Source organism: Corynebacterium aurimucosum, assembly GCF_046895345.1.
Classification (GTDB): Bacteria; Actinomycetota; Actinomycetes; order Mycobacteriales; family Mycobacteriaceae; genus Corynebacterium; species Corynebacterium aurimucosum_G.
Window position 1 is genome coordinate 15,092 of sequence record NZ_CP160096.1, and the last position, 25,356, is coordinate 40,447.

Here is a 25,356-nt window from a genome sequence, read left to right on the forward strand (position 1 = left end):
GCGTGCGAGGTAGGTTAGGCGAGAAGCGAACCTACCCACGCTCCGCGCCAGGCCACCACGATTCCCAGGCCGATGGTCCAGAAGAGATAACGCGCCAAGCGCCACCAGCGCTTGGCCTTTATCATTTCTCCCAGTTCCTTGGCCAGCGTGGACCACGTGGATAGCCCGCCGGCGAGTCCGGCTGCTAGCAGGGGGAGAAAATACTCGGGGGTGTGGGCATGCGTGGCATAGCCGTAGGTCACGCCCGCCACGGCTGCGCCAATGAGGTTGGCGGCAAAGGTACATGTGGGGGAGGGCAGCACACGGGTGAGCAGGTAGCGCCCGCAGCCACCGACAAAGCCACCGGCGAGTATGGCCAGGACGGAGAGAATCATGCACGCCTCCGATCCTGCAGGCGGTCACCCATGAGGTAGGCCACGGTGCAACCGACGATCGTCGCCAGCACGTAGACCCCCGCCTGCGCCGGGCCGAAGCCGGAGGTGAGAAAAGCAAAGGCGGCAAAGCTGGTGAAGCCGCCTAGGAAACCTGTGCCCCAGAATGCCGGAGGCTTGGCATAGCCCATAACAGCGCTGCCGAGAACGTTGATGAGCAGCAGCGGCAGTGCGCCACCCCCGAGAAGCGAAGAAAGGCCAAAGCGGGCCAGCGCCCCGAGCGCGGTCCCGCAGCCCACAAGAAGGATCTGTGGCATAAGCACCATCCTAATTGGGATGCGAAACCAGCGTGAAGCAGGCAAGCTTAGGGTGTATCCACGTCCCCAAGGAGGAACCCCACTATGGCACACGAACGCGCCGGCCAACCGGCCCAGCCTTCCGATCTCATTGACATCGCAGAGCTAGTTACCGCGTATTACACCCGCACCCCCGATGCTGATAACCCCGATCAGCAGGTTTCCTTCGGCACCTCCGGGCACCGCGGCTCCGCCTTGGATACCGCCTTCAACGAGGCCCACATTCTGGCGATTACCCAGGCCATCGTGGACTACCGCGCCGAGCACGGCACCACGGGCGCCATTTTCATTGGCCGCGATACTCATGCCCTGTCCGAGCCCGCCATGGTCTCTGCCCTCGAGGTCCTCTTAGCTAATGAGCTGGAGGTCCGCGTGGATGACCGTGGCCGTTATACCCCAACTCCGGCCGTCTCCCACGCCATCCTGACCAACCCGGGCACCGACGGCATCGTGATTACCCCGTCTCATAACCCGCCGCGCGATGGCGGATTCAAGTACAACCCGCCAACGGGCGGCCCGGCGGATGCCGATGCCACCGACTGGATCGCCGCCAAGGCCAACGACTATCTGCGCGCCGGGCTCGAGGGCGTGAAACGCGTGGCGGTTGACGGCGTGCTGGATGAGCGCTGCGTGAAGCACAACTACGTGGACAACTACGTTGCAGACCTGGCGAACGTCGTGGACATGGCGGCCATCAAGGACGCCGGCGTGCGCATCGGCGCGGACCCGATGGGCGGCGCCTCGGTGGACTACTGGGCGGCAATTGCTGAGCACTACGAGTTGAACATGACCGTGGTGAACCCCGACGTCGACGGCACTTTCCGCTTCATGACGTTGGATACCGACGGCAAGATCCGCATGGACTGTTCCTCCCCGGATGCCATGGCGTCACTGGTGGATAACCGTTCCAAGTACGACCTGGCCACGGGCAACGACGCCGACGCGGACCGCCACGGCATCGTCACCCCGGATGCGGGCCTGATGAACCCGAACCACTACCTGGCTGTGGCCATCGAGTACCTGTTTAGCCACCGCCCCCAGTGGGGCAACGCCGGGGTGGGCAAGACCTTGGTCTCATCCTCGATGATTGATCGCGTCGTGGCCAGCTTGGGCCGTGAGCTCGTTGAGGTGCCGGTGGGCTTCAAGTGGTTTGTGCCGGGGCTTGTCGACGGCTCCCTGGGCTTCGGCGGTGAAGAATCCGCCGGCGCTTCCTTCCTGCGCTTCGACGGTACGGTGTGGTCCACCGACAAGGATGGCATCATCATGGATCTTTTGGCCGCCGAGATCCTGGCGGTGACGGGCAAGACTCCGTCCCAGCGCTACGCGGAGCTGGCAGAGGAATATGGTGCACCGGCCTACGCGCGTACCGACGCCCCAGCTAACCGTGAGCAGAAGGCAATCCTGAAGAAGCTCTCCCCGGAGCAGGTCTCGGCCACTGAGCTGGCGGGTGAGGAGATCCTCGCCAAGCTCACCGAAGCGCCGGGCAACGGCGCGGCGATCGGTGGCCTCAAGGTGAGGACTGAGAACGCGTGGTTTGCCGCGCGCCCGTCCGGCACGGAGGATAAGTACAAGATTTACGCTGAGAGCTTCCGTGGCGAAGAACACCTCAAGCAGGTGCAGCAGGAGGCGCAAGCGCTGGTGTCACAGGTTCTGGGAGGCTAACTTCAGGGCTAGGCTAATGGATTATGACAGCCACACAACGCGCCTCGGTGCTTGACCTGGCCAGCGCGCTCGCCCGATTCGGTATGGCCGCCGTGTGGATTATCGCCGGCATACAGAAACTAGACGCCCGGATGGAGATGGCACAGGCCATCCGGGCCTATGGCATCTTCACCCCGGAATGGTCCGAGTACTTGGCCTACCTCATTGCACCGCTTGAAATTGTAGGAGGGCTGCTGCTGTTGCTGGGCCTGTTCTTGAGGGAGGCGTCGGCAGTCGCTGCGGTGGTCCTAGTCCTGTTCATGGTGGGCATTTCTCAGGCGTGGGCGCGTGGGTTAGTCATCGATTGTGGGTGTTTTGGCTATGACCCCAACGACGTGAGCCAAGGTATGAACTACGCGCTGACGCTGCTTCGCGACGCCTTCTTCCTCATCCTCACCGCGTGGACGATCTGGCGTCCATATCGTCGTTACGCTCTCCACCCGTAACTTGTTAGGCTAATCCCGTGTTTAAAAATAAGATCAGCGCAACGCTCGTGCTGGACGTTATCAGTGCGTTTGCGCGATTTTATATGGCCTATGTGTGGATTAAAGCGGGAGCGTCGAAGCTGTCGGACCAGCTCGCGGTATCGCAAAGCATCAAGGCATATGAAATCTTTACCCCAGAGTGGTCCCACTATTTGTCCTATCTGATTGGCCCGCTTGAAGTGTGCGGCGGCCTGTTGCTCCTGCTGGGGCTGTTCCTGCGTCAATCGGCGTGGGTGGGGCAGATTGTCCTCGTTCTGTTCATGATCGGCATCGCGCAGGCATGGGCGCGGGGACTCGGGATTGACTGCGGGTGTTTCTCCGTGAGTCCTGATGAAGACGCGCAAGTGATGAACTACATGATGACACTGCTGCGTGATGTCTTCTATTCTGTCTTAATGGTGTGGACGATCAAGCGTCCTTTCACCAAGTTTGCATTGCACCCTTAACAACGGTGTGTAGGCTTTCCATCTATTCGAAATAACGTCATCAAAGGCAAGGTTGTTCAATGAGTACAGTCAAAGACCCCAACTCCAAGAGTAATAGTGGATTCGTCTGGGGCCTCGCTGTTCTGCTGGTCATTATCGCTGTGGTAATCGGCTACATCGTTTATCAGGGGCGGGGTGCAAAGACCGATGAGCTGAAGGATTATCCCGTTGAGCCAGTCTCTATGGAGATGAGCTTTGCGGACAACGCGGTGACGCTCAAGGCGCCGGATGCCCCCAAGGACGCTACCGAGGTAGACCTGTATGAGGACTTCTCCTGCCCGCACTGTGGCGACCTGGCGAAGGAGACCGACGGACAGATGAAGGACGCTATTGATGCGGGTGAGCTCATCGTGCACGTGCGTACCTTGAACTTCCTCGATGGCAGCCCGAACGGACTGGAGAGCATCAAGTCCAACACGGGACACTCCTCCAAGACTGCGGCTGCGATGGAGCAGGTGGCAAAGTCCGGTGACGCCACGCTGTACTGGAACCTGCGTAAGTACCTCATGGAGAACCAGTCCAAGGTGGCCAACCAGTGGGAAATGAAGGATTTCGCTGATGCTGCGCAGATCCTGGGTGCCGATGAGGCCACGGTGAAGGCCATCAAGGAAGCCAAGGTTGGTGAAGGAAACCCGGTGGTGACCTCGAACTACGAAAAACTTGAAAAGGAAACCGGTAGCGTGTCCTCGCCGCGCATCATCAAGGATGGCAAGGATATCCCGGAGGATGACAAGACCTCCATCATGGAATGGGTCAACATCGTTACTGAGAAGTAAATTTAGCGCCCCAACTCGCGATTTGGTGAGTGAATAGGGAGACGATATATTGATACGAGTTGCAATCACAAAGGTTGCACCTCGTATGAGGGGCTATGGCGCAGTTGGTAGCGCACCACACTGGCAGTGTGGGGGTCACGGGTTCGAATCCCGTTAGCTCCACTTTAAAATTCAATATTGCCTTGGGGCTATGGCGCAGTTGGTAGCGCACCACACTGGCAGTGTGGGGGTCACGGGTTCGAATCCCGTTAGCTCCACTTTACACCCTCTTTCCACTGGTCAGAGGGTTTTATTTTTGTCTGGGGAATTCTTTGTTGACGTCTGGTTATGACTGTGTTTAAAGCCAGGTGAAATCCAAGGTTGAGTGCCGGGGACGTGGTCGACGAACTGGTAAAACCGGACTGATTCATTGGGGAGGGCAATCAGGTCCTCATGAGTGAACAAATGATCGGCACATCACGTGCGGATGAATCCATGCAAGGCCACTGGCTTTTGGCCAAATTGGGAAAGTGAGTCCTTTGCCTCGGCGGGCGCAGACTAACAGATGAATTGCTCGAACTATCCGGAATTCCGAACGTTGATGTAGTTGAACCAGCGCCTAGTCTTGGGCGCACGCCGGGTAGGATTCTTGAGCTCACGCCTTCGAGTTATACAGGTGCGGATAGTGATCCGGATGCTGTGGCTGCAGTGCGCCGCGTCTTTGGCCTGCGTGCAAAGCTAATTGAGGCCGACGCCGCTGAAACTGGACTGGCCGATGAGTCGACTGACCTTGTGATTGGGGAAGCGATGCTCACCATGCAGGGTGAGAAGGCTAAGAATGCAATCGTTGCAGAGGCTGCGCGCATCCTACGTCCGGGTGGGCGGTACGCCATTCACGAACTGGGGCTAGTTCCTGAAGAACTAGCAGATGGGGTGAAGGATGAAATCCGCCAAAGCCTTGCGCGCGCAATTAGGGTGAACGCGTGTCCGCTGACCTTGGGCGAATGGACGGCAGTGTTTGAGGCTAATGGCTTTTTAAAGCCGCCAAGGTTGAGACCGCGCCGATGGCTTTGCTGCAGCCGCGTCGAATTCTTTCCGATGAAGGATTCTTAGGCACGCTGTGCTTTGTGAAGAACCTTCGGAATAACTCCGATGCCCGCAAGCGGGTGCTGCAGATGCGAAAAACCTTCAACACGCACAGCGAGCACCTCAACGCCGTGGCAATTGTGGCAACGAAGCCAGAGCGTTAGGAAGCTGGAACGCTATCTAGGCGCGATTGCGCACTACGGTCAGCAGGATTGCTGAGTCTTCCAAGGAGAGCAGTCCATGACGCTACTGAGGCACCACAGCATGCTCATCGGCGCTCAACTCTAGTGAATCGTCGTCTGCGGTAAGCCGAACTTTTCCGCTCAATACGTGCAAGAGTGCCTCGCCAGGGTTCTCGTGCTTAGACAATTCCTTGCCGTCTTTCAGGACAAGCAAGACCTGTAAAAGGGAACCACCAGGCACTGCGCGGAACACGTGGGTTGCACGCCCGCTTTCTGTCCCAGCCGCCTTATTTAGCAGTTCTTCAGCCAGCGCTTTTAAGTTAACGCTGACGCTTGGTGTCTCAGCCATTTTCGAAATCTCTTCCAAATGTTAGAGGGGATTGAACTGCGCTAAGCGATGCCAGGTGTAAATGGTTGACCGTCTAGTGTCGAGTCTATACCTTTGGTATATCAATCCTTAAAATGAATAGTCCTACCTATTAAAAGTTAGGCAACCCTACTCAAGTGGTGTATATTTGCCATGGTTAATTGATCCCTATTCCCAGCAAAGGAAATAACAAGTGAAAAAGACGGCATTGATGGCTTTAAGTGCTGCTGCAGCCCTCGTTCTTGCGGCGTGCTCCACCTCGGGGGAAGAAGCCTCGGGGGAAGATGCAGCGGCTGGCGACGGTGAGCAGCTGACTCTGTCCCACCCCAGTATTGAGGGGCTAAACATCGACTTCGAAAACCAGCCAGAAACCATCGTTATGGACTGCTACGCCTATAGCTCTCTGCGCGAGTACGGCATTGAGCCGGATGCGTTGTTCGGTTTTGAGTGTGACAACCCAGCGTTGATGGGTGATGCTGACATCGAAGGTATTGAGACCATCGGCCAAGATGCTGAGATCGATCTGGAAAAGCTGGCTGAACTGCGCCCGGATGCCATCATCGGCAACGGTAACGCGAAGGGTTGGTCTTGGTTCGATGAAGACGTCAACGCTCAGTTGCAGCGCGTTGCGCCTTTCGTGCCGCTGCCATCGGAAGGCTCCATTGATCAAAGGATTGCGGATACCCGCGAGATTGCAGAGTTCTTCGGCGCTGACGTAGAAGCTGACAACATCGTGGCGGCAGATGGAGACTTCGCAGCGGCCAAGGAAGCGTTCACCGCAGCAGTAGACGGCAAGGATTACAACTTCCTGCTGACCAGCCCAACCAAGGAAATGCTCTATACCGGCGTGGGCTTCCCGCAGGCGGACATGCTGGAAGAACTTGGCGCAAACATCGCAGGCCCAGACACACTAGCGGAAGGAAACCCGTGGGGTCGAGTGGCGTGGGAAGATGCTTCGACCTACCCTGCTGATGTCATCTTGGTAGAAAACTATGACCCAGAGGCGCCATTTACTGCGGAGCTGTGGGACAACCTTCCAGCTGTCCAGGCAGACCAGGTATCCACGTGGTCTTCCAAGGGTGCGTTGACCAGCCGTAACTATGCCGATTGGCTGCAGGATCTTGCAGACAAGGTAGAGACCTACGACAAGGTGAGCTAGTCTTTTATGCCAGCAAGTTCCACCACCTCCACAGCCCCGAAGGCTGTGGAAAGGCCAGTTGCTCAGGCCAACCGGCTCATTGGTTTCATTATCATTGCGGTCTTATGTGCCGGTGCGCTGGTGTTGAGCATGATGGTGGGCTCACGCAGCATTCCACCGTCGGATATTTTTCATTATCTGATTAACCCGGATCCGGCGGATCCGGTATCGCAGGTGGTCTGGCAGTCTCGCGTTCCACGTACTTTCCTGGTGTTGGTTGCCGGTAGTGCGTTGGGGGTCGCGGGTGGTTTGATGCAGGCTGTGACCAGAAACCCAATGACGGACCCGGGGATTTTGGGCGTTAATGCGGGTGCTTCTCTCATGGTGGTTGTTGGCCTGGCATTTTTTGGGGTTACAGATATCTCCCAGTACATGTGGTGGTCTTTTGCTGGTGCGATTGTGACCTCGGCGGTGGTCTTCGCCATTGGCAACAGTGGTCCATTGCGTGGCAGTCCGGTGCGCATGACCTTGTCCGGTGTGGCATTGGGGGCGGTGCTGGGCGGTTTTGCATCCGCGGTGTTGCTGACCAATTCAGAAGTTTTGGAACGCATGCGTGGCTGGTCAGCGGGCACCACAGCATCGCAGCCTCTCGATGCCACCTTGTCCATCACCCCATTTATCTTGGTAGGCTTGCTTATTGCGCTGGCCAGCACTCGCGCATTGGATGTGCTTTCACTGGGTGAAGCGGCATCGGTTGCTATGGGCGCGCACCCGCAAAGAACCAGGCTGGTGGTATTGGTAGCAATTGCACTGCTAGCCGGTGGCGCTACTGCGGCGGCGGGGCCCATCGGATTTATTGGGCTGTTGGCACCACATCTATCCCGCATGATCGTGGGCCCACATCAAGGGTGGATTATGGCCTATTCAATCGTCTTGGCCCCAGCGGTTTTGGGCGTGAGTGATGTTATAGGTCGCGTGATTACTGCTGGGGAAGTGCCCGTGGGAGTAGTAACTGCATTCGTTGGCGCACCGCTGTTGATTTACATGGTGCGTAAGTACCGCATTCCGGAGGTTTAAGCGCGATGGTTCATACAACGAATCCGGATACGAAGCAAGAGCTTGAATTCGGGCGAAAGATTTTCCGCATCGGTCCCAAAGAACGCCCGGTGATGCTTATCGGGGTGCGCACAGCTGTCGTCACAGGTGGACTCTTATTGGCGACTGCGCTGATTGCGGTGTACTCCTTGGTTGATGGTTCTGCATCCATCACCGTTGGTGAAGCGTTCCAGGCGTTGACCGGCAACGGTGATTCCTACACCAACATGATTGTGGTGGAATGGCGCGCACCGCGCACGCTTCTGGCAATCCTGCTGGGCGCAACACTGGCCATGAGTGGAGCTATCTTTCAAAACCTCACCGCGAATCCATTGGGCTCACCGGATGTGATTGGTTTTCAGACCGGTTCCTATACTGGCGCGCTCATCGTCATGTTGATTCTCGGCGGTGGCACCACCGCTACGTTGTTGGGGGCTCTCACTGGAGGTATCGCTACCGCGATGGTGGTGTTCTTCCTTGCCTCCAAGCGCGGATTCGCTGGTGGCGTGCGTCTTATCATCGTTGGCATCGCTGTCAGCGCCATGCTGGCCTCGGTCAACGTGTGGATTTTGCTCACTGCCACGGTGGAAGATGCCATCATGGCGAGTTTGTGGGGCGCGGGAAATCTCTCCGGTACCTCCTGGAATTCGCTGCTGCTGGCATTTTGTGGTTCTGCCGTGTTCATCCTGATGGCAGCACTGCTGGCGCGCCCGATGCGTTTGATGCAGATTGGTATTCCTTTCGCGGTTGCGCTGGGGCAAAACGTCCGCAGGGTGCAACTATTGGCAGTTGTTGCCGGCATCGGATTAACGGCGCTGGTAACTGCCACCGCCGGGCCGATTTCCTTCATCGCGCTGGCCGCGCCCCAGATTGCCCGTCGCCTGGTACACGTTGATGGCCTGGCGCTGGCCCCCACCGCAGCCGTGGGGTCTTTCCTGTTAATACTCGCCGATACGGTTGCCCAAAGAATTGACCCTGAATCCCCGCTCCCAGTAGGTATTGTCACCGTATCCATCGGTGGCGTGTACTTCCTGTGGTTGCTCATGAGAGAAGGCCGACGCAAATGACACGACTTCTAGTAGAAAACGCCCGGCTTGGATACGGCGACAAAGTTATCTGCCCAGGCGTGGATCTTCAGATTCCAGATGGCCAGTTCACGGTCATCGTTGGCCCCAATGCCTGCGGCAAGTCCACTTTGCTCAAGAGCTTGACCCGTTTGATTGCGCCGCAAGAGGGGAAGATTCTTTTAGACGGGCAGTCTTTGCACAAAAAGCCCACCAAAGAAGTAGCGCGTGAAGTGGGTCTTCTGCCGCAAGGCCCGGTTGCCCCGGACGGCATTCGCGTCATCGATCTGGTCTCACGAGGACGCTACCCGCACCAGAGTTTGTTCAAGCCTTGGTCGCCCGAGGATGAGCAGGCGGTGAAAGAGGCCATGGAGGCAACCGGAATTAGGGAGCTTTCAGGCAGGCTTGTCGATGAACTCTCGGGCGGTCAACGCCAACGCGTCTGGATGGCGGTGGCGTTGGCGCAGCAGACGCCAATCTTGCTTCTCGATGAACCTACCACATTCTTAGACGTCAGCTACCAGATTGAGCTGCTGGAACTTTGCCGCATGCTCAACCGGAAACGGGACTACACACTGGTCGCCGTATTGCATGACTTGAACCAGGCAGCGCGCTACGCCGATCACATCATCGCCATGAAAGACGGCGAAGTTGTAGCCACCGGCGATCCTGCAACCGTTATTACTGAAGAGCTCGTGCGCACCGTATTTGGTGTGGATTCTAAGATCATCGCTGACCCAGAGTCTGGAGCACCGTTGATGATTCCAACGTGGAGCCACCAAGTATCAAATTCAAACAGATAATTCTGACGTTAATTTTACCTGTTCCATGTGCACCTCAGTTTTCGCGTTGTGGACGCAATCGATGCGGGTGAGATGGTCGATCTGAAATTGACGATAAGCGGTGAGATCGGCCGCCACTATTCGCAGCATTACATCGCATTCACCAGCCATGAGGTGGCATTCCACGGCTTCTGGAAGTGGCTGACTCTCTTGAATGAATCGCTCAACAGTCTCAAGGTCCTGGCTGGTGAGCCAAACTCTGGCATAGGCGGTAAATCCTTTGCCGACCTTTGTGGGAACAAACAGGGCAACGTAACCCCGAATAATTCCAGCGTCCTCCAGTGCATGGACTCGTCGGATACAAGTGGAAGGGGAAAGGTGCACGGCATCCGCGAGTTCATTGACGATTCAATCCAAGCGGAAGTCCACGCTTGAAGACCTGGTGAAACGCCTATTTGATAAAGGGCAGCTTAATCGAGTGTGTGAAGCGTCCTGGGTTTAGTTCCTCAGCTAAGGAAGGATTGAACTATGCCTAGAAGGTATTCCGTTGAGTTCAAGAAGAAGGCTGTCATCCGGCGGCGATGGAATTGCCTAGTGCTCTCTTTTGTAATGCTGTCGCTCTCGTTTAGTCAAAGGTCTATTAGCTGTTCCACGGTTGTGCTGTTTGTCAGCTCTAGCTTCTCTTTTTCAGCGGGGGAGATCCATTTAATCCCCGATGCCTCTGCCTTATCGATGTCTGCCTTATTGCGGTTCAACCAACTTTCGGCGTCCTTCTTTTCTTTAAAGGTGATCGGTGCTCTGTGCAAAATGCCTTGGTGTTTGAAACTGGCACGCCACCTATTTTTTCCGCGTTGCTCAATTCGCCCCCACGAACGAAGGGGCTTATACTTCGGGCCTTTTTCTTTTCGTTTTCGTTCTGCATATTGGGGAACCTTCGGGGAACTCTAGCGCCGTTTTGTGTCATATAATGACGTAATGATGTTAGAAATTACCTAATATAAATGCAGGTTAAATAGGCATAATGCCAGCTAGGCAAGGGGTAATATTTAGAAACCGATGGAATCCCGTTAGCTCCACCAGTGGCCGTCTCTGTTATGGAGCCGGCCTTTTCCTATGCTGGGAACATGGATGTTTTCACCAAGACCGTGTCCCGTCCTGATCAAGCTGGTGCCGAGGCTGCTGGGTTGAGATGGCTGGCGCAGGCGCATGGCGACGTCGTCGTGGACGTCGCCGAAGTCACTCCCACATCTATTAGCACTCGGCGGGTTGAGCAGTCGCGACCGAGTGCCCTCGCTGCCCGCGCTTTTGGTGCTGCGCTCCGTACGGTCCATGAAGCAGGAGCGCCCGCTTTCGGCGCGCCGCCGGCGGGCTGGGAGGGCGCGAACTTCATTGGACGCGTGGAACAACGCTGCGAACCATGCGAATCCTGGGGCGAGTTCTACGCCGAGCAGCGGGTGTCGCCTTTTATAGGAGGACTGCCTCAAGAGCTACAGGGGATAGTTCGACAAGCATGCGAGGCTATAAAAGCCGTTGAGTGGGACGTGAAACCGGCGCGAATTCATGGCGACCTGTGGGCAGGAAACGTATTGTTTACTGCCTCGTCGGCCGTGATGATCGACCCAGCCGCACACGGCGGACACCCGTGGACGGATTTGGCCATGCTGGAGCTATTTGGCACGCCGTACTATGGCGAGATACTGCGTGGTTATGGGGTGGGGGAGGAGTATCACCAGTGGGTGCCGGTGCATCAACTACACCCGCTGGCGGTTCATTCGATGACGCATGGTCCCGCGTATTATGCACCGCTCGAGCGGGCCGCACGTGCCACGCTCGAAGCGTTGGGCGGATAGTCTTCCTTGTGAGGCGTTAGGCACTAGTGGGTCCTGGCGGCATGGTGCGCTTGTGGGCGCCGCCGCGCCAGAGGGTTTCGATGCGCTCGCGGGCGTCGTCAGGCACGTTCTTGCCCTCGAGGTAGTCATCGATGTGGGTGTAGGTGACGCCGAGCGCTTCTTCATCAGAGAGCAATGGGCGGTCATCCTCCAAGTCAGCAGTTGGTACCTTCTTCCACGTGGAATCCGGTGCGCCGAGATGTTTCAGGAGTTGAGCGCCCTGGCGCTTGTTGAGCCCGGCGAGAGGCAGGATGTCGGCAGCGCCATCGCCCCACTTGGTAAAGAAAGCTGTGACGTTTTCGGCGGCGTGGTCGGTACCGATGACCAACGCACCGACCTCGCCGGCCAGCGCGTACTGCGCGGCCATGCGCAAACGTGCCTTGAGGTTGCCGCGATTGAAGTCACCCAGAGAGTCTTGTTGCAAGGCGTTGGCGACGGCGCCGTCGAGAGCTGTGGTGGCCTCGGCAATGTTGACGGTGAGGGAGTAGTCAGGCTCGATGAAGTCCAGAGCGGTCTGTGCGTCATCCTCGTCGGCCTGCACTCCGTGGGGAAGGCGCACGGCCCAGAAATGCGCGCCGTCGACGCGATCCACCGCCAACTGCGCCAAGCGTCCGGCCAGGGTGGAGTCCTGGCCGCCGGAGATGCCCAGGACAAAGCCCTTCGCGCCGGTGGTGCGTAGGTAGTCCACCAAGAAAGCGACGCGGCGCTCAACCTCTTCTGCTGGATCGATACGGGGTTTTACGCCGAGGGCCTTAATGATGTCGTGCTGGAGGTCTGAGGATTCGTGTGACATGACGACCATGGTAGCCGCCTGCGACAATAGGAACCCGTGAACAAAGATACTTACGTCATGATGGTCGCAGGCGTAGCCGCCCTGGGAGGACTGCTCTTTGGATATGACACCGGAGTGATGTCTGGCGCCCTCCTCTTTGTGGGGCCGGAATTCGGTATGTCTGCCCATGAGGAAGGGCTCGTGACCTCGATGCTGTTGGTTGGCGCGGCGGTCGGTGCGCTGGCAGCTGGGCGTGTGGCGAGCGTAATCGGGCGGCGTCGAACCCTCATTGTCGGCGGACTCATCTTCGTGGCTGGTTCGGTGTGGTGTGCGCTTGCAAACTCAGCTGCGGAACTTGCTACCGCCCGCACTTTCCTTGGCGTGGCGGTGGGCACGGTGTCCATCGTCTCCCCGATGTACATCTCCGAAATCACCCCGGCGGCTGTGCGGGGCCGGATGGTCTCCCTCAACACGCTCATGATCGTTGTCGGGCAGCTGCTCGCGTACGGAGTGAACTCGCTGTTGGCTGCAAGCGGCAGCTGGCATTGGATGCTCGGGCTGGCCGCGGTCCCGGGCGGGGCGTTGGCGCTCGGCATGGTGTTCCTCCCCGATACCCCGGCGTGGCTCGCGGCACAAGGTCGAACGCGCGAAGCTGCTGCAGTCAGCGCTCGGGTTGGCGCGAGGGGAGCGGAGTTGGAACATAGCGCGCGGCCGAACACGGGTGAATGGCGAGCTTTGCGACGCCACCGCTGGATGCGCTGGGCTATCGCGCTTGCCATGCTCATGGGCCTGACCCAGCAGATTACGGGTGTTAACGCCATCGTGTACTTCGCACCCACGATGATGAACCAGGTGGGTATCTCCACCACCAACTCGGTGTATACGTCGATGGTGATTGGTGTGGTATCCGTTGCGGCGTGCCTAGTGGGCATGCGCGTGATCGACCGACTGGGGCGCCGCCGGTTGTTGCTAACAGGATTAAGCGGCAACGTCGTTTCGCTCGTGGTCCTAGCTGTGGCTTATCATTTCGCCTATGATTCCACGCCGCTGGCTATGCTGGCGCTGGCGTGTATGGCGGCGTTCATTGCCTTCCAACAAGCGGCGGTCTCCCCGGCCACGTGGCTGCTCATGTCGGAAATTGTGCCGCCCGAAGTTCGCGGCTTGGGCATGGGAATCGCCGGGCTGGCGCTGTGGGTGAGTAACTGGGCGGTGGCGCAGTTCTTCTTGCCGGTGGTCGAGTGGCTCGGTGGCTCGCTGGCCTTCGGAATCTTTGCGGTGTTAGGACTTGTCGCGGTGGGGTATACCCGCGCACTCGTTCCGGAAACGGCGGGGGAGAGCCTCGAGGATGTTGCCCAACAACTTCGTTCCCGCTACTCCGAACGCTGAGTGTTTTGGTTATGACGCGCGCGTGGGGTAATATTTTTCCTCGTGTCATTGCTGGGTGTCTACCCGGCTGTGCTTTGAACTAATCAATCGCATCAAGATTGCGCATAACGAAAGGAGCGCCCGATGAAGGTTCGCAAGTCGCTTCGGTCGCTGAAGAAGAAGCCGGGCGCCCAGGTTATTCGCCGCCACGGTAAGGTCTTCGTGATCAACAAGAAGGATCCGCGCTTCAAGGCTCGCCAGGGCTAAGTCGTACGGACTCGCACCGCCCCCTTCAGCATGCTCATAGCTTGTTGGAGGGGGCGGTTTCCTTTTGCCGCTTCGCTCCGGGCTGAAACTGCCTCTGTGAGCTTAAGGAGTCTTTCGTGCCAGTGTGAGGGAGGCGAAAACCGGGGACCGAGTGGTGTTTGTCACAAACTAGGTGAATCTTCGGTGAACGAGCAGGGAATATCACCCGTGTAGTTACCGCCGTGGCAATCGGTGAAGTGATGGGGTGTCAACATGTGGGGTCGGGGCGGGTTACATCCTGGGAATATCACCTTTGTAACTACTATATATAGTGCTAGTTGCGGGGTGCGGGCACAAAGTATAGTGTCGTTGATGTTGCTTGAGCGGCGGGTCTGCACCGCTGTTCAAAGCTTTAATATGGGGCTACTAAGCGCCCTGCTGGTATCGAATTCAACAGTCACTCCGCGTGTAGTGCCGAAGGAAGCTGAAGGAACGTCACATGAGCATCACCCTCTACACTAAGCCCGCTTGCGTCCAGTGCAACGCCACCAAGAAGGCTCTTGACCGTGCTGGTCTCGACTATGAAACGGTGGATATCTCCCTGGATGATGATGCCCGTGACTACGTCATGGCTCTGGGCTACGTCCAGGCTCCGGTCGTTGAGGCTCACGGTGAGCACTGGTCCGGTTTCCGCCCTGACCGCATCAAGGCTCTCTCCGTTCTGGCGGCGAGTGCCTAGGGAACAGCCATGTTGGTCGTGTATTTCTCTTCCGCTACGGAAAACACCCACCGCTTCGTCGAGAAGCTCGGCCTTCCCAGCGCCCGCATCCCGCTGCGTCTCAGCGATGAGCCCCTCACCGTGAATGAACCCTACGTTTTGATTTGTCCGACGTATGGGGGAGGGGCGTCGATAAGCGGGCAGAACACGCGGCCTGTTCCCAAGCAGGTCATTCGTTTCCTGAATGACGAACACAACCGCAGCTTCATCCGCGCTGTCGTAGCCGGAGGCAACAGCAACTTCGGCAGTGACTTTGGCAAGGCCGGCGACGTCATCGCCGCCAAGTGTAAGGTTCCTTATGTGTACCGCTTCGAACTTCTCGGAACCGAGGAAGATGTCACAAGTTGCCGTGAAGGTCTCTTGGCCAACGCGGCTGCTTTAGGTTTAGCCGCCTAAAGCCTCATTCCTATTATTTTGTCTCTCCATTTCGCCATAGCAAAGAAAGGCCCGTGAACGTCGTGACCACGCAATTGGGTAAGACCGTCGCTGAACCTGTGAAGCCAGAGGAGCAGCTGGATTACCATGCGCTCAACGCACTTCTGAACCTGTATGACGAGAACGGCAAGATTCAGTTCGACAAGGACCGTGAGGCCGCGAACCAATTCTTCCTCCAGCATGTCAACCAGAACACCGTCTACTTCCATGATCTGGAAGAAAAGATGCGCTACCTGGTGGACAACAAATACTACGAGCCGGAACTGCTCGAGCAGTACGACTTTGATTTCATTAAGTCCCTGTTCAAGCGCGCCTACGCCTTCAAGTTCCGTTTTAAGACCTTCCTGGGCGCTTACAAGTACTACACCTCGTACACGCTGAAGACCTTCGACGGCCGCCGCTACCTCGAGCGCTTCGAAGACCGCGTGTCCATGACCGCACTCTTCTTGGCGGATGGTGACACCAAGGTGGCTGAGCACCTTGTAGATGAAATCATGACCGGCCGCTTCCAGCCGGCTACCCCGACCTTCCTCAACGCCGGAAAGGCTCAGCGTGGCGAGCTGGTGTCCTGCTTCCTGCTGCGTATCGAGGACAACATGGAGTCCATCGGCCGCTCCATTAACTCTGCTCTGCAGTTGTCCAAGCGCGGCGGCGGCGTGGCCCTGTTGCTGTCCAACATCCGTGAATCTGGCGCGCCCATCAAACACATTGAGAACCAGTCTTCCGGCGTCATCCCCGTGATGAAGCTGTTGGAGGATTCCTTCTCCTACGCGAACCAGCTGGGTGCCCGCCAGGGCGCTGGTGCGGTTTACCTCAACGCGCACCACCCGGACATCATGAACTTCCTCGACACCAAGCGCGAGAATGCGGATGAGAAGATCCGCATTAAGACACTGTCGCTCGGCATCGTGATCCCGGATATCACCTTCGAGCTGGCGAAGAACAACGACGATATGTACCTGTTCAGCCCGTACGACGTCGAGCGTGTCTACGGCAAGGCTTTCGGTGATATTTCCGTTACCGAGCACTACGAAGAGATGGTCGAGGATCCGCGTATCCGCAAGAAGAAGATCAACGCTCGCCACTTCTTCCAGACCGTCGCAGAGCTGCAGTTCGAATCCGGTTACCCGTACATCATGTTCGAGGACACCGTGAACCGCGCGAACCCGGTAAAGACCGGCCGCATCAACATGTCCAACCTGTGCTCGGAGATTCTGCAGGTCAACTCCCCGTCTGAGCTCAACGATGACCTCACCTACAAAACCTTGGGCAGCGATATTTCCTGCAACCTTGGCTCCCTGAACATTGCCGCCACCATGGATTCCCCGGACTTCGCGCTGACGGTGGAGACTGCTATCCGTGGTTTGACCGCGGTGTCGGATAAGACCGCCATCAATTCTGTTCCTTCCGTGCGCAAGGGCAACGATGATTCCCATGCCATTGGTCTGGGCCAGATGAACCTGCACGGCTACCTTGGCCGCGAGCACATTGAGTATGGCTCCGAGGAAGGCTTGGACTTCACCAACGCCTACTTCGCCGCCATCATGTACGCTGCGCTGCGCGCCTCCAACAAGCTGGCCCGCGAACGCGGCGAGTACTTCAGCGAGTTTCCCGAGTCTGACTACGCTAGTGGCGAGTTCTTCGACCGCTATGATCCGGCTGACTTTGCTCCCCGTACGGAGAAGGTCAAGGAGCTCTTCGCCAAGTCTTCGATCCACACCCCGTCGGCGGAGGAGTGGGCGCAGCTGAAGGCGGACGTCGCCAAGCACGGCATTTACAACCGCAACCTGCAGGCGGTGCCGCCGACCGGATCGATTTCCTACATCAATAACTCGACCTCTTCGATCCACCCGATTGCCTCCAAGATTGAGATTCGTAAGGAAGGCAAGATCGGCCGCGTCTACTACCCGGCGCCGCACATGGACAACGACAACCTGGAGTACTTCAAGGACTCCTACGAGATCGGCTACGAGAAGATCATCGACACCTACGCCGAGGCCACGAAGTACGTTGACCAAGGTCTGTCGCTGACGCTGTTCTTCAAGGACACCGCCACTACCCGCGATATCAACCGCGCCCAGATTTACGCTTGGCGCAAGGGTATTAAGACCCTCTACTACATCCGTCTGCGTCAGATGGCGCTGGAGGGAACCGAGGTTGAGGGCTGCGTTTCCTGCATGCTCTAGTCTTTATTCGCACGCGCCTCAATGAGAATGGCGCGTGCGATTTTTTCTGCCTCGGGGGAGTCACCGCGGTGGATTGCCTCCGCTAGATCGAGGTGGAGCTGTGCGGTACCGGCCGTGGGGTTGCGCTTGCGGGAACCATAGAGGGAGCGCCCGCGCACCATGGATAGGAGATAGGGGCTTAGCGCAGTGAACATTTCATTGCCTGAGGCATGGAGAACCATGGCGTGGAAGCGCAGATCTGTGGCGAGGTGCTCGCCCACGCGCCGCGTTGGCGTGACCTGAAGGCGGTGGGCCAGGTCCAAAATCTCTTCCTTATCTTCTGGGGAAGCGTGCTGCGCGGCTAAGCCCGCGGCGACAGGCTCGATGGCGAGACGCAGATCATTAAGAGAGGTGCGCTGGCTATCGCGCGATTTCTCGGATCCTAAACGCCAAGAAATGATTGCGGGATCGTAGACCGCCCATTCACTGATGGGGAGCACTGTAATACCTACTCGGCGCGACGAGGAGACCATCCCTAGGTGCTCGAGCGCGCGCATGGCTTCGCGGGCTACGGTTCGGGAAATACCGAAACGCGCGCAGAGATCAGTGAGCGTAAATCGATCACCGGCTGCCAGCGTGCCGCTGACGATGTCCGTGCCCAATGCGTCGAGCACGGTGCTGAGGAGGGGAGCGGAGGAGTCAGTCATTCCATCGAAACTTGGGGTCATGAGAACAGGACTTAAGTATAAAACACGCTGGAATTTTGGCCCCTAATTTTAGCGGGTACGATGGCACCGAACCCCAAAATTACTAGCAAGACGAGGTGACGTGCGTGTCTCACGAGTACGACGATTACATCGCTAGCCACGAGGCTCCGGTGAAAGCAATTAACTGGAATACCATTCCGGATGAGAAGGATCTTGAGGTGTGGGATCGCCTGACCGGTAACTTCTGGCTCCCGGAGAAGGTTCCGGTGTCCAACGACATCCCGAGTTGGAAGACGCTGACGGAGAAGGAGCAGGAGACCACCATGCGCGTCTTCGCTGGCCTCACCCTGCTCGATACCATTCAGGGCACCGTGGGTGCGGTCTCGCTGCTTCCCGACGCCGTCACGCCCCACGAGGAGGCCGTGTACACCAACATCGCCTTTATGGAGTCCGTCCACGCGAAGTCCTACTCCAATATCTTTATGACGCTGGCGTCGACCCCCATGATCAACGACGCCTTCCGCTGGTCTGAGGAGAATGAAAACCTCCAGCGCAAGGCTAAGATCGTCATGTCCTACTACGAGGGAGATAACCCGCTGAAGAAGAAGGTAGCGTCCGTGCTGCTGGAATCCTTCCTCTTTTACTCTGGTTTCTTCCTGCCGATGCACTTCTCGTCGCGAGCAAAGCTGACGAACACGGCCGACATCATCCGCCTCATTATTCGTGATGAGGCCGTTCACGGCTACTACATCGGCTACAAGTTCCAGCAGGGCTACAAGGAGCTTTCGGAGCCGGAGCAGGAAGAGTTGAAGGGCTATGCCTTCGACTTGCTCTACGATCTCTATGAGAACGAGATTGACTACACCGAGGACCTTTACGATGAACTGGGCTGGACCGAGGATGTGAAGCGCTTCCTGCGCTACAACGCCAACAAGGCGCTGAACAACCTAGGTTTCGAAGGTCTCTTCCCCGCGGATGAAACCCGCGTGTCCCCAGCGATCCTGTCTTCGTTGTCTCCGAACGCCGATGAGAACCATGACTTCTTCTCTGGCTCCGGCTCTTCCTACGTAATTGGCAAGGCCGAGGAAACCACCGACGACGACTGGGACTTCTAAGCCCTCCCTGTCGGTACCGCGCACCTCCCGAGAGGATCAATCGAAAGTTTGATTCTTTCAGGGGGTGCGTTTTTGGCTTTCCGGGGCCTACAGGACCGACCTTCTGTGTTCTATATCACCGAGTGTTAAGGTGCGCTGCGGCGGGTCGGCCGCGTACAAGGGGTTATCTGCTCCAAACGGGGCTAGCGAGGGCGGTGGAAAATAACAGAGCGCTGGAAATTTGGCCCTGAGGTGGCCTAATATAATGCGAGTAAACCTAGGTGTTTGATCGCTGAGCGTGTGGCGCGTGAAAACGCGTGATACCGATGTGGTTAAACGCTTGTTCTTCAGGAGGATTTTATGACCGCTGTGGCGCCACGGCTCGACGATTACGTCGCGCCTACACGTCCGGAGCCGACTGGTAATGCAAAGACCGGTTCCAAGGCGTGGACGTTGCTAACCACCACCGACCACAAGCAGCTGGGCATCATGTACATGATCATGTCCTTCAGCTTCTTCTTCCTCGGTGGCTTTATGGCTCTGCTTCTTCGTGCTGAGCTTTTCACCCCAGGACTGCAGTTCCTGTCCAACGAGCAGTTCAACCAGCTGTTCACCATGCACGGCACCGTTATGCTGCTGCTGTTTGCAACACCAGTGGTGTGGGCGTTCGGTAACTACGTTCTGCCCCTGCAGATTGGTGCACCGGATGTGGCCTTCCCGCGTCTGAACGCTTTCGGTTTCTGGATTACCCTGACCGGCGGCATCGTGATGCTCGCGGGCTTCTTGACCCCGGGCGGTGCTGCTGACTTCGGCTGGACCATGTACGTGCCGCTGGCTGACTCGGTTCACACCCCGGGCATCGGCGCTGACATGTGGATTGTTGGTGTGGGTGCTACCGGTGTCGGTACCATTGCTTCCGCCATCAACATGATCACCACGGTTCTCACCCTGCGTGCGCCAGGCATGACCATGTTCCGTCTGCCGGTCTTCACCTGGGCTGTCTTCACCGCTTCCATCATCGTGCTGATGATCTTCCCGCTGCTGACCGCCGCAGCGCTGGGCGTTCTCTATGACCGCAAGCTGGGTGGCCACATCTTCGATTCCGCCAACGGTGGCGGCATCCTGTGGCAGCACCTCTTCTGGTTCTTCGGTCACCCGGAGGTTTACGTCCTGGCACTGCCGTTCTTCGGCATCATCTCCGAGATTGTTCCGGTCTTCTCCCGTAAGCCGGTCTTCGGCTACATTGGCCTCGTCTTCGCTCTGCTGGCCATCGGTGCACTGTCCATGGCTGTGTGGGCTCACCACATGTTCGTGACCGGCGCCGTCCTGCTGCCGTTCTTCTCCTTCATGACCTTCCTCATTGCGGTTCCGACCGGCGTGAAGTTCTTCAACTGGGTCGGCACGATGTGGAAGGGTCATATCACCTGGGATACCCCAATGATCTTCGCCATGGGCTTCCTGACTACCTTCCTCTTCGGCGGTATGACCGGTATTATGCTGGCCTCTCCGGCGCTGGACTTCCACCTTGCTGAGTCCTACTTCCTGATTGCTCACTTCCACTACACCCTCTTCGGTACCGTGGTCTTCTCCGCCTTCGGTGGTCTGTACTTCTGGTTCCCGAAGATGACCGGCCGCATGCTGGATGAGCGCCTGGGCAAGATTCACTTCTGGCTGACCTTCATTGGCTTCCACGGCACCTTCCTGGTTCAGCACTGGGTGGGCAACATGGGTATGCCGCGTCGTTACGCTGACTACCTGGAGTCTGATGGCTTCACGGTCTTCAACCAGATTTCCACCATCTTCTCCTTCGTTCTCGGCGCATCGGTTATCCCGCTGGTGTGGAACGTCTTCAAGTCCTGGCGCTACGGTGAGATCGTCACCGTGGACGATCCGTGGGGTTACGGCAACTCCCTCGAGTGGGCTACCTCCTGCCCGCCGCCGCGCCACAACTTCGTATCCCTGCCGCGCATCCGTTCCGAGCGTCCGGCCTTCGAGCTGCACTACCCGCACATGGTCAAGCGCATGCGCGAGGAAGCACACGTCGGGCACTAAGCACTCACTAGCTGAGTACTCCTGAAAACGCCGCCTCCCCATCACCGCGATGGGGAGGCGGCGTTTGCCGTAGGTGGAGATTCCAGGATCGCGGTGTGCGATAATGAGGCCCGTGGATAATCAAAGTGAACAAGTCTTCGCCGTTGTCACCGCCTCTGGCCCCGACAAGCCCGGCGTATCGGCCGCCTTCTTCCGAGTCCTGAGCTCCCACAACGTCGAGCTCGTCGACGCCGAACAGGCTATTTTTTCCGGCCGTATCTCCCTTTCTGCGTATATCCGGGTGCAGGCCTCCCGCCTCGAAGCGCTCGAGCAGGGCCTACGCAACACGTTGAGCATTTATGCCCAATCCATCAACGTGGATCTTCGCGAAGAGGAGGCAACCTCACGGCCGCGCTCCACGCACGTCGTCGTGGTGCTAGGACGCCAGCTCAACGCCAGCCACATGTCGGCGATTGCCAAGGAGCTGGCCAACCTGAACGTCAACATCGACCGCATCCGCGGTCTTTCTACCTACCCGCTCAACGGTCTCGAGCTCTACATCACCATTGAGGGAGCTTCCGACCCAGTCCGCGCAATGCTGGCCCGCTTGGCCACGGAGCAGGGCGTCGACATCGCCATTGAGCGCTCCGGCCTGCAACGCCGCTCAAAGCGGCTTATTTGCTTTGACTGCGATTCCACCCTCATCACCGGCGAGGTTATCGAGATGTTGGCCGCCCACGCCGGCAAGGAGGCAGAGGTTGCCGCCGTGACGGAGCGCGCTATGCGCGGTGAGCTGGACTTCGAAGAGTCTCTCCGCGAGCGCGTCGCCGCCTTGGCCGGGTTGCCGGAAACGGTGATTAAGGAAACCGCCAACGATATTCGTCTGACTCCAGGCGTGCGCACCACCATCCGCACGCTCAAGCGCATGGGCTACCGCGTTGCGGTGGTGTCTGGCGGCTTCATTCAGGTCCTCGAGGATCTAGCTAAAGAGCTCGACCTCGACTACGTGCGCGCCAATACCCTCGAGATCGAGGACGGCAAGCTCACCGGCCGGGTCATCGGGGACGTCGTGGACCGTAAGGCCAAGGAGATGTTCCTGCGCGAATTTGCTGCGGATTCGGGCCTGAGCATGCGGCAGACCGTGGCGGTTGGTGACGGTGCCAACGATATCGACATGATCTCCGCTGCCGGCTTGGGCATCGCCTTCAACGCCAAACCCGCGCTGCGAGAGGTTGCGGATACCTCGGTCAACCATCCGTACATGGATGAAATCCTGCAAATCCTGGGTATCCCCATGGAGGAAGTTGCCAGTGAATAACCTCCGCGAGGCCCACCGTCGCCTCGTGGCCGCGTGCAGCGAGCGCAGCTGGCGGGAGGATCCCGAGGACCCCAACAAGCCCGAGACCATCCAGGCGATGCAGATAGCGCTCAACCTGCCCAAGCAAGACACACCCACGCGCACGGAGGTGTTGGAGGCAGCGGCGCGGGGCGTGGTCAAGCTCTGCCTCGACGATCGGGCCGGGCAGGATGGGGCCTTCGCCGAGGCCTTGGGGCAGTGGTACGGCCACCGCATCCGCAAGGTGGCCCGCCGGGCGCGCAACAAGGCGTGGCGCGATGTACAGGCTCTGCCTGGGGTCACTGTCAATGACCGCGCGCGTGTCTTCGTCCCCTCGGCGGTACAGGATGTGCACCCGCTCGTCGCCAAGCTGCAGATCGGCCATACTGATCTCCCGCAGGATGAGCCGGGCCCCGCGCTTGCCGACGCCCCCGTGATCTACATCGACTCATCCCTTGCCATGAGCGCCGGAAAGGCTGCGGCGCAAGTGGGGCATGGTTCAATGCTGCTGGCTGCGGCAATAAGCTTCAAGGAAGTAGAGGACTGGGCAGCGCGGGACTTTTCGCTTTCCGTGCGCGAACTCGGCACTGCGGACTTTGCAGCGGCATGCGCTCGCCCCGGTGCTGTTGTGGTGCACGACGCCGGCTTCACCGAAGTTGCCCCAGACTCAGCTACGGTCTGCGCGCTGCGCCGCCCCTAACGGGCTTCGACTAGGCGCTGGAGAGCCCCGCGCACGACGTGCGGGTCGCTCGTGGGCCACATCTGTGGCATCGAGGCCCTCAAGTAGGAGCCATAGCGCTTGGTTACTAAGCGGTTATCCAGTACTGCGACGACGCCGCGGTCGTTAGCAGAGCGCAGCAAACGGCCCGCGCCTTGGGCCATAAGCAATGCAGCATGCGTGGCGGAGACTTCCATGAAGCCGTTGCGCCCGGCGGCCTTCGCGGCCTCGGTGCGAGCCTGCATGAGGGGGTTATCCGGGCGGGGGAAGGGAATGCGGTCGATGAGGACCAGGGAACAAGCAGGACCCGGTACGTCGACGCCCTGCCAAAGGGTTAGCGTGCCGAAAAGACAGGAGTTTTCGTTCTTCGTGAACTTGTCCACGAGAGCGCCGATGGAGTCCTCGCCCTGGAGGTAGATATCGAAGGGGAGCGTGGGCTTGAGTTCCTCGGCTGCCTGCTGCGCGGCTCGCCGCGAGGAGAAGAGCCCGAGCGTGCGCCCGCCCGCAGCCATGATGAGCTCGCGGATCTCCTTGAGCGTCTCGGGGCTGAGGCCGTCACGGCCCGGCTGCGGTAGGTGCGACGCGGTATATAAGATGCCACTGCGCGCGGGGTCGAAAGGATAACCCACATCAAGGCTGTCCCACGTGCCCTTCGGCAGGCCCCATTGTGCGGCCATGGCGTCGAAGCGCCCGCCCAATGCCAGGGTGGCGGAGGTCAGCACCACGGTTTGTTCGCCGAAGAGCTTTTCGTGCAGCATGCCAGCGATGGACAGAGGGGCTACGGCTAGGGTGTCGTTCAGCGTGCGCTCATCGCGCTCCAGCCAGACTACGTCGGCATGTGCGGCGGGGTCACCGGTAGCGAAAACGTCAAGGATGCGAGCGATGGCTTCGACGAGGCTAGCGAGGTGATTGGTCAGGTTCTGGCGCTCCGCAGATTTTTCCGGGTCTTGGGACTGTTCGCCCTCGGGTGCGCGGGCGATGGTGTCGCGGCAGTCGGCCAGCGTGTCCGCCACGCTCATGAGTTGCTGTTTGGCTTCCTCTGGCAAGTCGGTCCAGCGGCCTGGCGCGAATTCTCCGAGGAGTTGACTCAGCTCGTTGGCCTGCTCAGCGAGGCGTTGGTCCTTGCCGTTGGCGCCGAGAGACTTGGCGCGGCTGGCCGCCATCTTCAGCGCGCGCCCGGTGATTTCGGCGGTAGAAACCGAGGTGATGCGGCCATCTAGCTCGTGGGCCTCATCGATGATGACGACATCGTGTTCCGGCAGGATATTGATGTCTGCTACTGCGTCAATGGCGAGCAGCGCGTGGTTGGTGACCACGATATCGACGTCCGCCGCGCGGCGTCGCGCGAGTTCCGCGAAGCAGTCCTCGCCGTGCGGGCAGCGTGTGGCGCCGAGGCATTCGTTCGAGGTGACGGAGACTTGCCGCCACGCGAGGTCGGGCACGCCCGGTTCCAAATCCTCACGGTCACCCGTCTCGGTGTCTTCCGCCCATTCATAGACACGTTGGACGTGGCGGCCGAGGTGGGAGACCGAGTCTTCGTCGAGTAGCGCGTCCTCATCCTCCAGTTCGGCGGCGCGGGACACCTTGTTGAGGCAGACGTAGTTGGAGCGGCCCTTCATGATGGCGAAGGTGGGCTTCTTCTCCAGGTGCGGCTCGAGGGCCTCGGCCAGACGCGGAAGGTCCCGCTCCACGAGCTGCCGCTGCAGCGCCAGCGTGGCGGTGGAGACGATCACCGTGTGTCCGGTTCCTTGCGCGTGGCGGAAGGCGGGCACGAGGTAAGCCAGGGACTTACCCGTACCAGTTCCTGCCTGCACAGCGAGGTGGCGTTCCTTTTCTAACGCGGTGGTTACGGCCTCCGCCATGCGCACCTGGCCGGCACGCCGCGCGCCGCCGAGGGAAGAGACTGCGGCGTCGAGAAGGTCAACCGTTGTGTCGTGCATGTCAGGCAGTGTA

At 58.7% G+C, this 25,356-nt stretch carries 25 protein-coding genes, 2 tRNA genes and 1 pseudogene; 21 read left to right on the top strand and 7 right to left on the bottom strand.

Annotated features, from left to right (window positions below; translation table 11 throughout):
* Positions 1-14: 14 nt before the first annotated feature.
* Positions 15-374, bottom strand: a complete 360-nt coding sequence (locus tag ABZS45_RS00060) for a FluC/FEX family fluoride channel (protein ID WP_412100132.1) — start codon at positions 372-374, stop codon at positions 15-17.
* Positions 371-688: a fluoride efflux transporter family protein gene (locus ABZS45_RS00065; RefSeq protein ID WP_284763747.1), complete on the bottom strand. Its 318-nt coding sequence runs from the start codon at positions 686-688 to the stop codon at positions 371-373. Before ABZS45_RS00065 ends, ABZS45_RS00060 begins: the two co-directional genes overlap by 4 nt.
* Before the next feature lie 84 nt (positions 689-772).
* Here ABZS45_RS00065 and pgm point away from each other — a divergent pair, with 84 nt between their 5' ends.
* The 7 genes and pseudogenes from pgm to ABZS45_RS00100 all read left to right on the top strand — a co-directional run bounded on the left by pgm (position 773) and on the right by ABZS45_RS00100 (position 5,403).
* Positions 773-2,389, top strand: a complete 1,617-nt coding sequence (gene pgm, locus ABZS45_RS00070) for a phosphoglucomutase (alpha-D-glucose-1,6-bisphosphate-dependent) (RefSeq protein ID WP_412100134.1) — start codon at positions 773-775, stop codon at positions 2,387-2,389.
* Between the two features lie 23 nt (positions 2,390-2,412).
* Positions 2,413-2,874 (top strand): MauE/DoxX family redox-associated membrane protein, encoded by a 462-nt coding sequence (locus ABZS45_RS00075; RefSeq protein ID WP_070446097.1) that lies wholly within the window; start codon positions 2,413-2,415, stop codon positions 2,872-2,874.
* Between the two features lie 17 nt (positions 2,875-2,891).
* Positions 2,892-3,359, top strand: coding sequence for a MauE/DoxX family redox-associated membrane protein (locus ABZS45_RS00080; RefSeq protein WP_070446099.1), 468 nt, complete (start codon positions 2,892-2,894; stop codon positions 3,357-3,359).
* Between the two features lie 59 nt (positions 3,360-3,418).
* Positions 3,419-4,174, top strand: a complete 756-nt coding sequence (locus tag ABZS45_RS00085; protein ID WP_412100135.1) for a DsbA family protein — start codon at positions 3,419-3,421, stop codon at positions 4,172-4,174.
* An 89-nt stretch (positions 4,175-4,263) separates the two neighbouring features.
* A tRNA-Ala gene (locus tag ABZS45_RS00090) sits at positions 4,264-4,336 on the top strand.
* A gap of 22 nt (positions 4,337-4,358) precedes the next feature.
* Positions 4,359-4,431, top strand: a tRNA-Ala gene (locus tag ABZS45_RS00095).
* A 175-nt stretch (positions 4,432-4,606) separates the two neighbouring features.
* Positions 4,607-5,403, top strand: a pseudogene (locus ABZS45_RS00100) (methyltransferase domain-containing protein).
* An 82-nt stretch (positions 5,404-5,485) separates the two neighbouring features.
* Here ABZS45_RS00100 and ABZS45_RS00105 read toward each other — a convergent pair.
* Positions 5,486-5,770, bottom strand: a complete 285-nt coding sequence (locus ABZS45_RS00105) for a cupin (RefSeq protein ID WP_046647394.1) — start codon at positions 5,768-5,770, stop codon at positions 5,486-5,488.
* A 211-nt stretch (positions 5,771-5,981) separates the two neighbouring features.
* On the opposite strand from ABZS45_RS00105, the gene ABZS45_RS00110 reads away from it, so the two are divergent.
* Genes ABZS45_RS00110 through ABZS45_RS00125 form a run of 4 tightly spaced genes read left to right on the top strand, consistent with a single transcriptional unit; the run spans position 5,982 to position 9,888 of the window.
* Positions 5,982-6,947: an ABC transporter substrate-binding protein gene (locus ABZS45_RS00110; protein ID WP_412100136.1), complete on the top strand. Its 966-nt coding sequence runs from the start codon at positions 5,982-5,984 to the stop codon at positions 6,945-6,947.
* A gap of 6 nt (positions 6,948-6,953) precedes the next feature.
* Positions 6,954-8,003 carry a FecCD family ABC transporter permease gene (locus ABZS45_RS00115; RefSeq protein ID WP_080975080.1) on the top strand — a complete coding sequence of 350 codons (1,050 nt, stop codon included), beginning with the start codon at positions 6,954-6,956 and terminating at the stop codon, positions 8,001-8,003.
* 5 nt (positions 8,004-8,008) lie between these two features.
* A complete protein-coding gene (locus ABZS45_RS00120; protein ID WP_412100137.1) occupies positions 8,009-9,088 on the top strand; it encodes a FecCD family ABC transporter permease in 1,080 nt (359 codons plus the stop codon).
* Complete coding sequence (locus tag ABZS45_RS00125; RefSeq protein WP_412100138.1) at positions 9,085-9,888, top strand: ABC transporter ATP-binding protein; 804 nt, start codon at positions 9,085-9,087, stop codon at positions 9,886-9,888. The genes ABZS45_RS00120 and ABZS45_RS00125 overlap by 4 nt, the downstream gene beginning before the upstream one ends.
* On the opposite strand, the gene ABZS45_RS00130 is transcribed toward ABZS45_RS00125, so the two are convergent.
* Complete coding sequence (locus ABZS45_RS00130) at positions 9,877-10,251, bottom strand: Lrp/AsnC family transcriptional regulator (protein WP_369333673.1); 375 nt, start codon at positions 10,249-10,251, stop codon at positions 9,877-9,879. The genes ABZS45_RS00125 and ABZS45_RS00130 overlap by 12 nt on opposite strands.
* A gap of 740 nt (positions 10,252-10,991) precedes the next feature.
* Here ABZS45_RS00130 and ABZS45_RS00135 point away from each other — a divergent pair.
* Entirely contained in the window at positions 10,992-11,717 is a 726-nt protein-coding gene (locus ABZS45_RS00135; protein ID WP_210388194.1) for a fructosamine kinase family protein, read from the top strand.
* 16 nt (positions 11,718-11,733) lie between these two features.
* Here the strand turns inward: ABZS45_RS00135 and nadE are convergent, their stop codons facing one another.
* On the bottom strand, positions 11,734-12,558 hold the full coding sequence (gene nadE / locus ABZS45_RS00140) for an ammonia-dependent NAD(+) synthetase (RefSeq protein WP_412100139.1): 825 nt from the start codon (positions 12,556-12,558) through the stop codon (positions 11,734-11,736).
* A gap of 27 nt (positions 12,559-12,585) precedes the next feature.
* Between nadE and ABZS45_RS00145 the strand changes: the two genes are divergently transcribed.
* The 5 genes from ABZS45_RS00145 to nrdE all read left to right on the top strand — a co-directional run bounded on the left by ABZS45_RS00145 (position 12,586) and on the right by nrdE (position 17,538).
* The gene (locus tag ABZS45_RS00145; RefSeq protein WP_412100140.1) at positions 12,586-13,914 is read left to right on the top strand and encodes a sugar porter family MFS transporter; all 1,329 of its coding nucleotides are present in this window, start codon (positions 12,586-12,588) and stop codon (positions 13,912-13,914) included.
* Between the two features lie 123 nt (positions 13,915-14,037).
* Positions 14,038-14,160 (top strand): type B 50S ribosomal protein L36, encoded by a 123-nt coding sequence (gene ykgO / locus ABZS45_RS00150; protein ID WP_003847162.1) that lies wholly within the window; start codon positions 14,038-14,040, stop codon positions 14,158-14,160.
* 478 nt (positions 14,161-14,638) lie between these two features.
* Positions 14,639-14,878 carry a glutaredoxin-like protein NrdH gene (gene nrdH / locus ABZS45_RS00155; protein ID WP_412100144.1) on the top strand — a complete coding sequence of 80 codons (240 nt, stop codon included), beginning with the start codon at positions 14,639-14,641 and terminating at the stop codon, positions 14,876-14,878.
* A 9-nt stretch (positions 14,879-14,887) separates the two neighbouring features.
* Positions 14,888-15,313, top strand: coding sequence for a class Ib ribonucleoside-diphosphate reductase assembly flavoprotein NrdI (gene nrdI / locus ABZS45_RS00160; protein ID WP_412100145.1), 426 nt, complete (start codon positions 14,888-14,890; stop codon positions 15,311-15,313).
* Between the two features lie 62 nt (positions 15,314-15,375).
* Positions 15,376-17,538 (top strand): class 1b ribonucleoside-diphosphate reductase subunit alpha, encoded by a 2,163-nt coding sequence (nrdE, locus tag ABZS45_RS00165; RefSeq protein ID WP_412101112.1) that lies wholly within the window; start codon positions 15,376-15,378, stop codon positions 17,536-17,538.
* Here the strand turns inward: nrdE and ABZS45_RS00170 are convergent.
* Complete coding sequence (locus ABZS45_RS00170) at positions 17,535-18,245, bottom strand: FadR/GntR family transcriptional regulator (protein ID WP_070645902.1); 711 nt, start codon at positions 18,243-18,245, stop codon at positions 17,535-17,537. The genes nrdE and ABZS45_RS00170 overlap by 4 nt on opposite strands.
* A 104-nt stretch (positions 18,246-18,349) precedes the next feature.
* On the opposite strand from ABZS45_RS00170, the gene nrdF reads away from it, so the two are divergent.
* The 4 genes from nrdF to ABZS45_RS00190 all read left to right on the top strand — a co-directional run bounded on the left by nrdF (position 18,350) and on the right by ABZS45_RS00190 (position 23,385).
* Entirely contained in the window at positions 18,350-19,339 is a 990-nt protein-coding gene (gene nrdF / locus ABZS45_RS00175; RefSeq protein WP_070443354.1) for a class 1b ribonucleoside-diphosphate reductase subunit beta, read from the top strand.
* 339 nt (positions 19,340-19,678) lie between these two features.
* Positions 19,679-21,370: a cytochrome c oxidase subunit I gene (gene ctaD, locus ABZS45_RS00180; protein WP_070645904.1), complete on the top strand. Its 1,692-nt coding sequence runs from the start codon at positions 19,679-19,681 to the stop codon at positions 21,368-21,370.
* A 103-nt stretch (positions 21,371-21,473) separates the two neighbouring features.
* Positions 21,474-22,667, top strand: coding sequence for a phosphoserine phosphatase SerB (gene serB / locus ABZS45_RS00185; protein ID WP_070645906.1), 1,194 nt, complete (start codon positions 21,474-21,476; stop codon positions 22,665-22,667).
* Entirely contained in the window at positions 22,660-23,385 is a 726-nt protein-coding gene (locus ABZS45_RS00190) for a peptidyl-tRNA hydrolase (protein WP_070821856.1), read from the top strand. Before serB ends, ABZS45_RS00190 begins: the two co-directional genes overlap by 8 nt.
* On the opposite strand, the gene ABZS45_RS00195 is transcribed toward ABZS45_RS00190, so the two are convergent.
* Positions 23,382-25,343 (bottom strand): ATP-dependent DNA helicase, encoded by a 1,962-nt coding sequence (locus tag ABZS45_RS00195; RefSeq protein WP_201829183.1) that lies wholly within the window; start codon positions 25,341-25,343, stop codon positions 23,382-23,384. The two genes, ABZS45_RS00190 and ABZS45_RS00195, sit on opposite strands and share 4 nt — an antisense overlap.
* Positions 25,344-25,356 lie beyond the last annotated feature (13 nt).

What these genes read in the sequence shown, in the direction of transcription:
- ABZS45_RS00060 (WP_412100132.1), bottom strand. Translation starts at nt 374, where the DNA reads ATGATTCTCTCCGTCCTGGCCATACTCGCCGGTGGCTTTGTCGGTGGC.
- ABZS45_RS00065 (WP_284763747.1), bottom strand. Translation starts at nt 688, where the DNA reads ATGCCACAGATCCTTCTTGTGGGCTGCGGGACCGCGCTCGGGGCGCTG.
- pgm (WP_412100134.1), top strand. Translation starts at nt 773, where the DNA reads ATGGCACACGAACGCGCCGGCCAACCGGCCCAGCCTTCCGATCTCATT.
- ABZS45_RS00075 (WP_070446097.1), top strand. Translation starts at nt 2,413, where the DNA reads ATGACAGCCACACAACGCGCCTCGGTGCTTGACCTGGCCAGCGCGCTC.
- ABZS45_RS00085 (WP_412100135.1), top strand. Translation starts at nt 3,419, where the DNA reads ATGAGTACAGTCAAAGACCCCAACTCCAAGAGTAATAGTGGATTCGTC.
- ABZS45_RS00105 (WP_046647394.1), bottom strand. Translation starts at nt 5,770, where the DNA reads ATGGCTGAGACACCAAGCGTCAGCGTTAACTTAAAAGCGCTGGCTGAA.
- ABZS45_RS00115 (WP_080975080.1), top strand. Translation starts at nt 6,954, where the DNA reads ATGCCAGCAAGTTCCACCACCTCCACAGCCCCGAAGGCTGTGGAAAGG.
- ABZS45_RS00120 (WP_412100137.1), top strand. Translation starts at nt 8,009, where the DNA reads ATGGTTCATACAACGAATCCGGATACGAAGCAAGAGCTTGAATTCGGG.
- ABZS45_RS00125 (WP_412100138.1), top strand. Translation starts at nt 9,085, where the DNA reads ATGACACGACTTCTAGTAGAAAACGCCCGGCTTGGATACGGCGACAAA.
- ABZS45_RS00135 (WP_210388194.1), top strand. Translation starts at nt 10,992, where the DNA reads ATGGATGTTTTCACCAAGACCGTGTCCCGTCCTGATCAAGCTGGTGCC.
- nadE (WP_412100139.1), bottom strand. Translation starts at nt 12,558, where the DNA reads ATGGTCGTCATGTCACACGAATCCTCAGACCTCCAGCACGACATCATT.
- ykgO (WP_003847162.1), top strand. Translation starts at nt 14,038, where the DNA reads ATGAAGGTTCGCAAGTCGCTTCGGTCGCTGAAGAAGAAGCCGGGCGCC.
- nrdH (WP_412100144.1), top strand. Translation starts at nt 14,639, where the DNA reads ATGAGCATCACCCTCTACACTAAGCCCGCTTGCGTCCAGTGCAACGCC.
- nrdI (WP_412100145.1), top strand. Translation starts at nt 14,888, where the DNA reads ATGTTGGTCGTGTATTTCTCTTCCGCTACGGAAAACACCCACCGCTTC.
- ABZS45_RS00170 (WP_070645902.1), bottom strand. Translation starts at nt 18,245, where the DNA reads ATGACCCCAAGTTTCGATGGAATGACTGACTCCTCCGCTCCCCTCCTC.
- ctaD (WP_070645904.1), top strand. Translation starts at nt 19,679, where the DNA reads ATGACCGCTGTGGCGCCACGGCTCGACGATTACGTCGCGCCTACACGT.
- serB (WP_070645906.1), top strand. Translation starts at nt 21,474, where the DNA reads ATGAGGCCCGTGGATAATCAAAGTGAACAAGTCTTCGCCGTTGTCACC.
- ABZS45_RS00195 (WP_201829183.1), bottom strand. Translation starts at nt 25,343, where the DNA reads ATGCACGACACAACGGTTGACCTTCTCGACGCCGCAGTCTCTTCCCTC.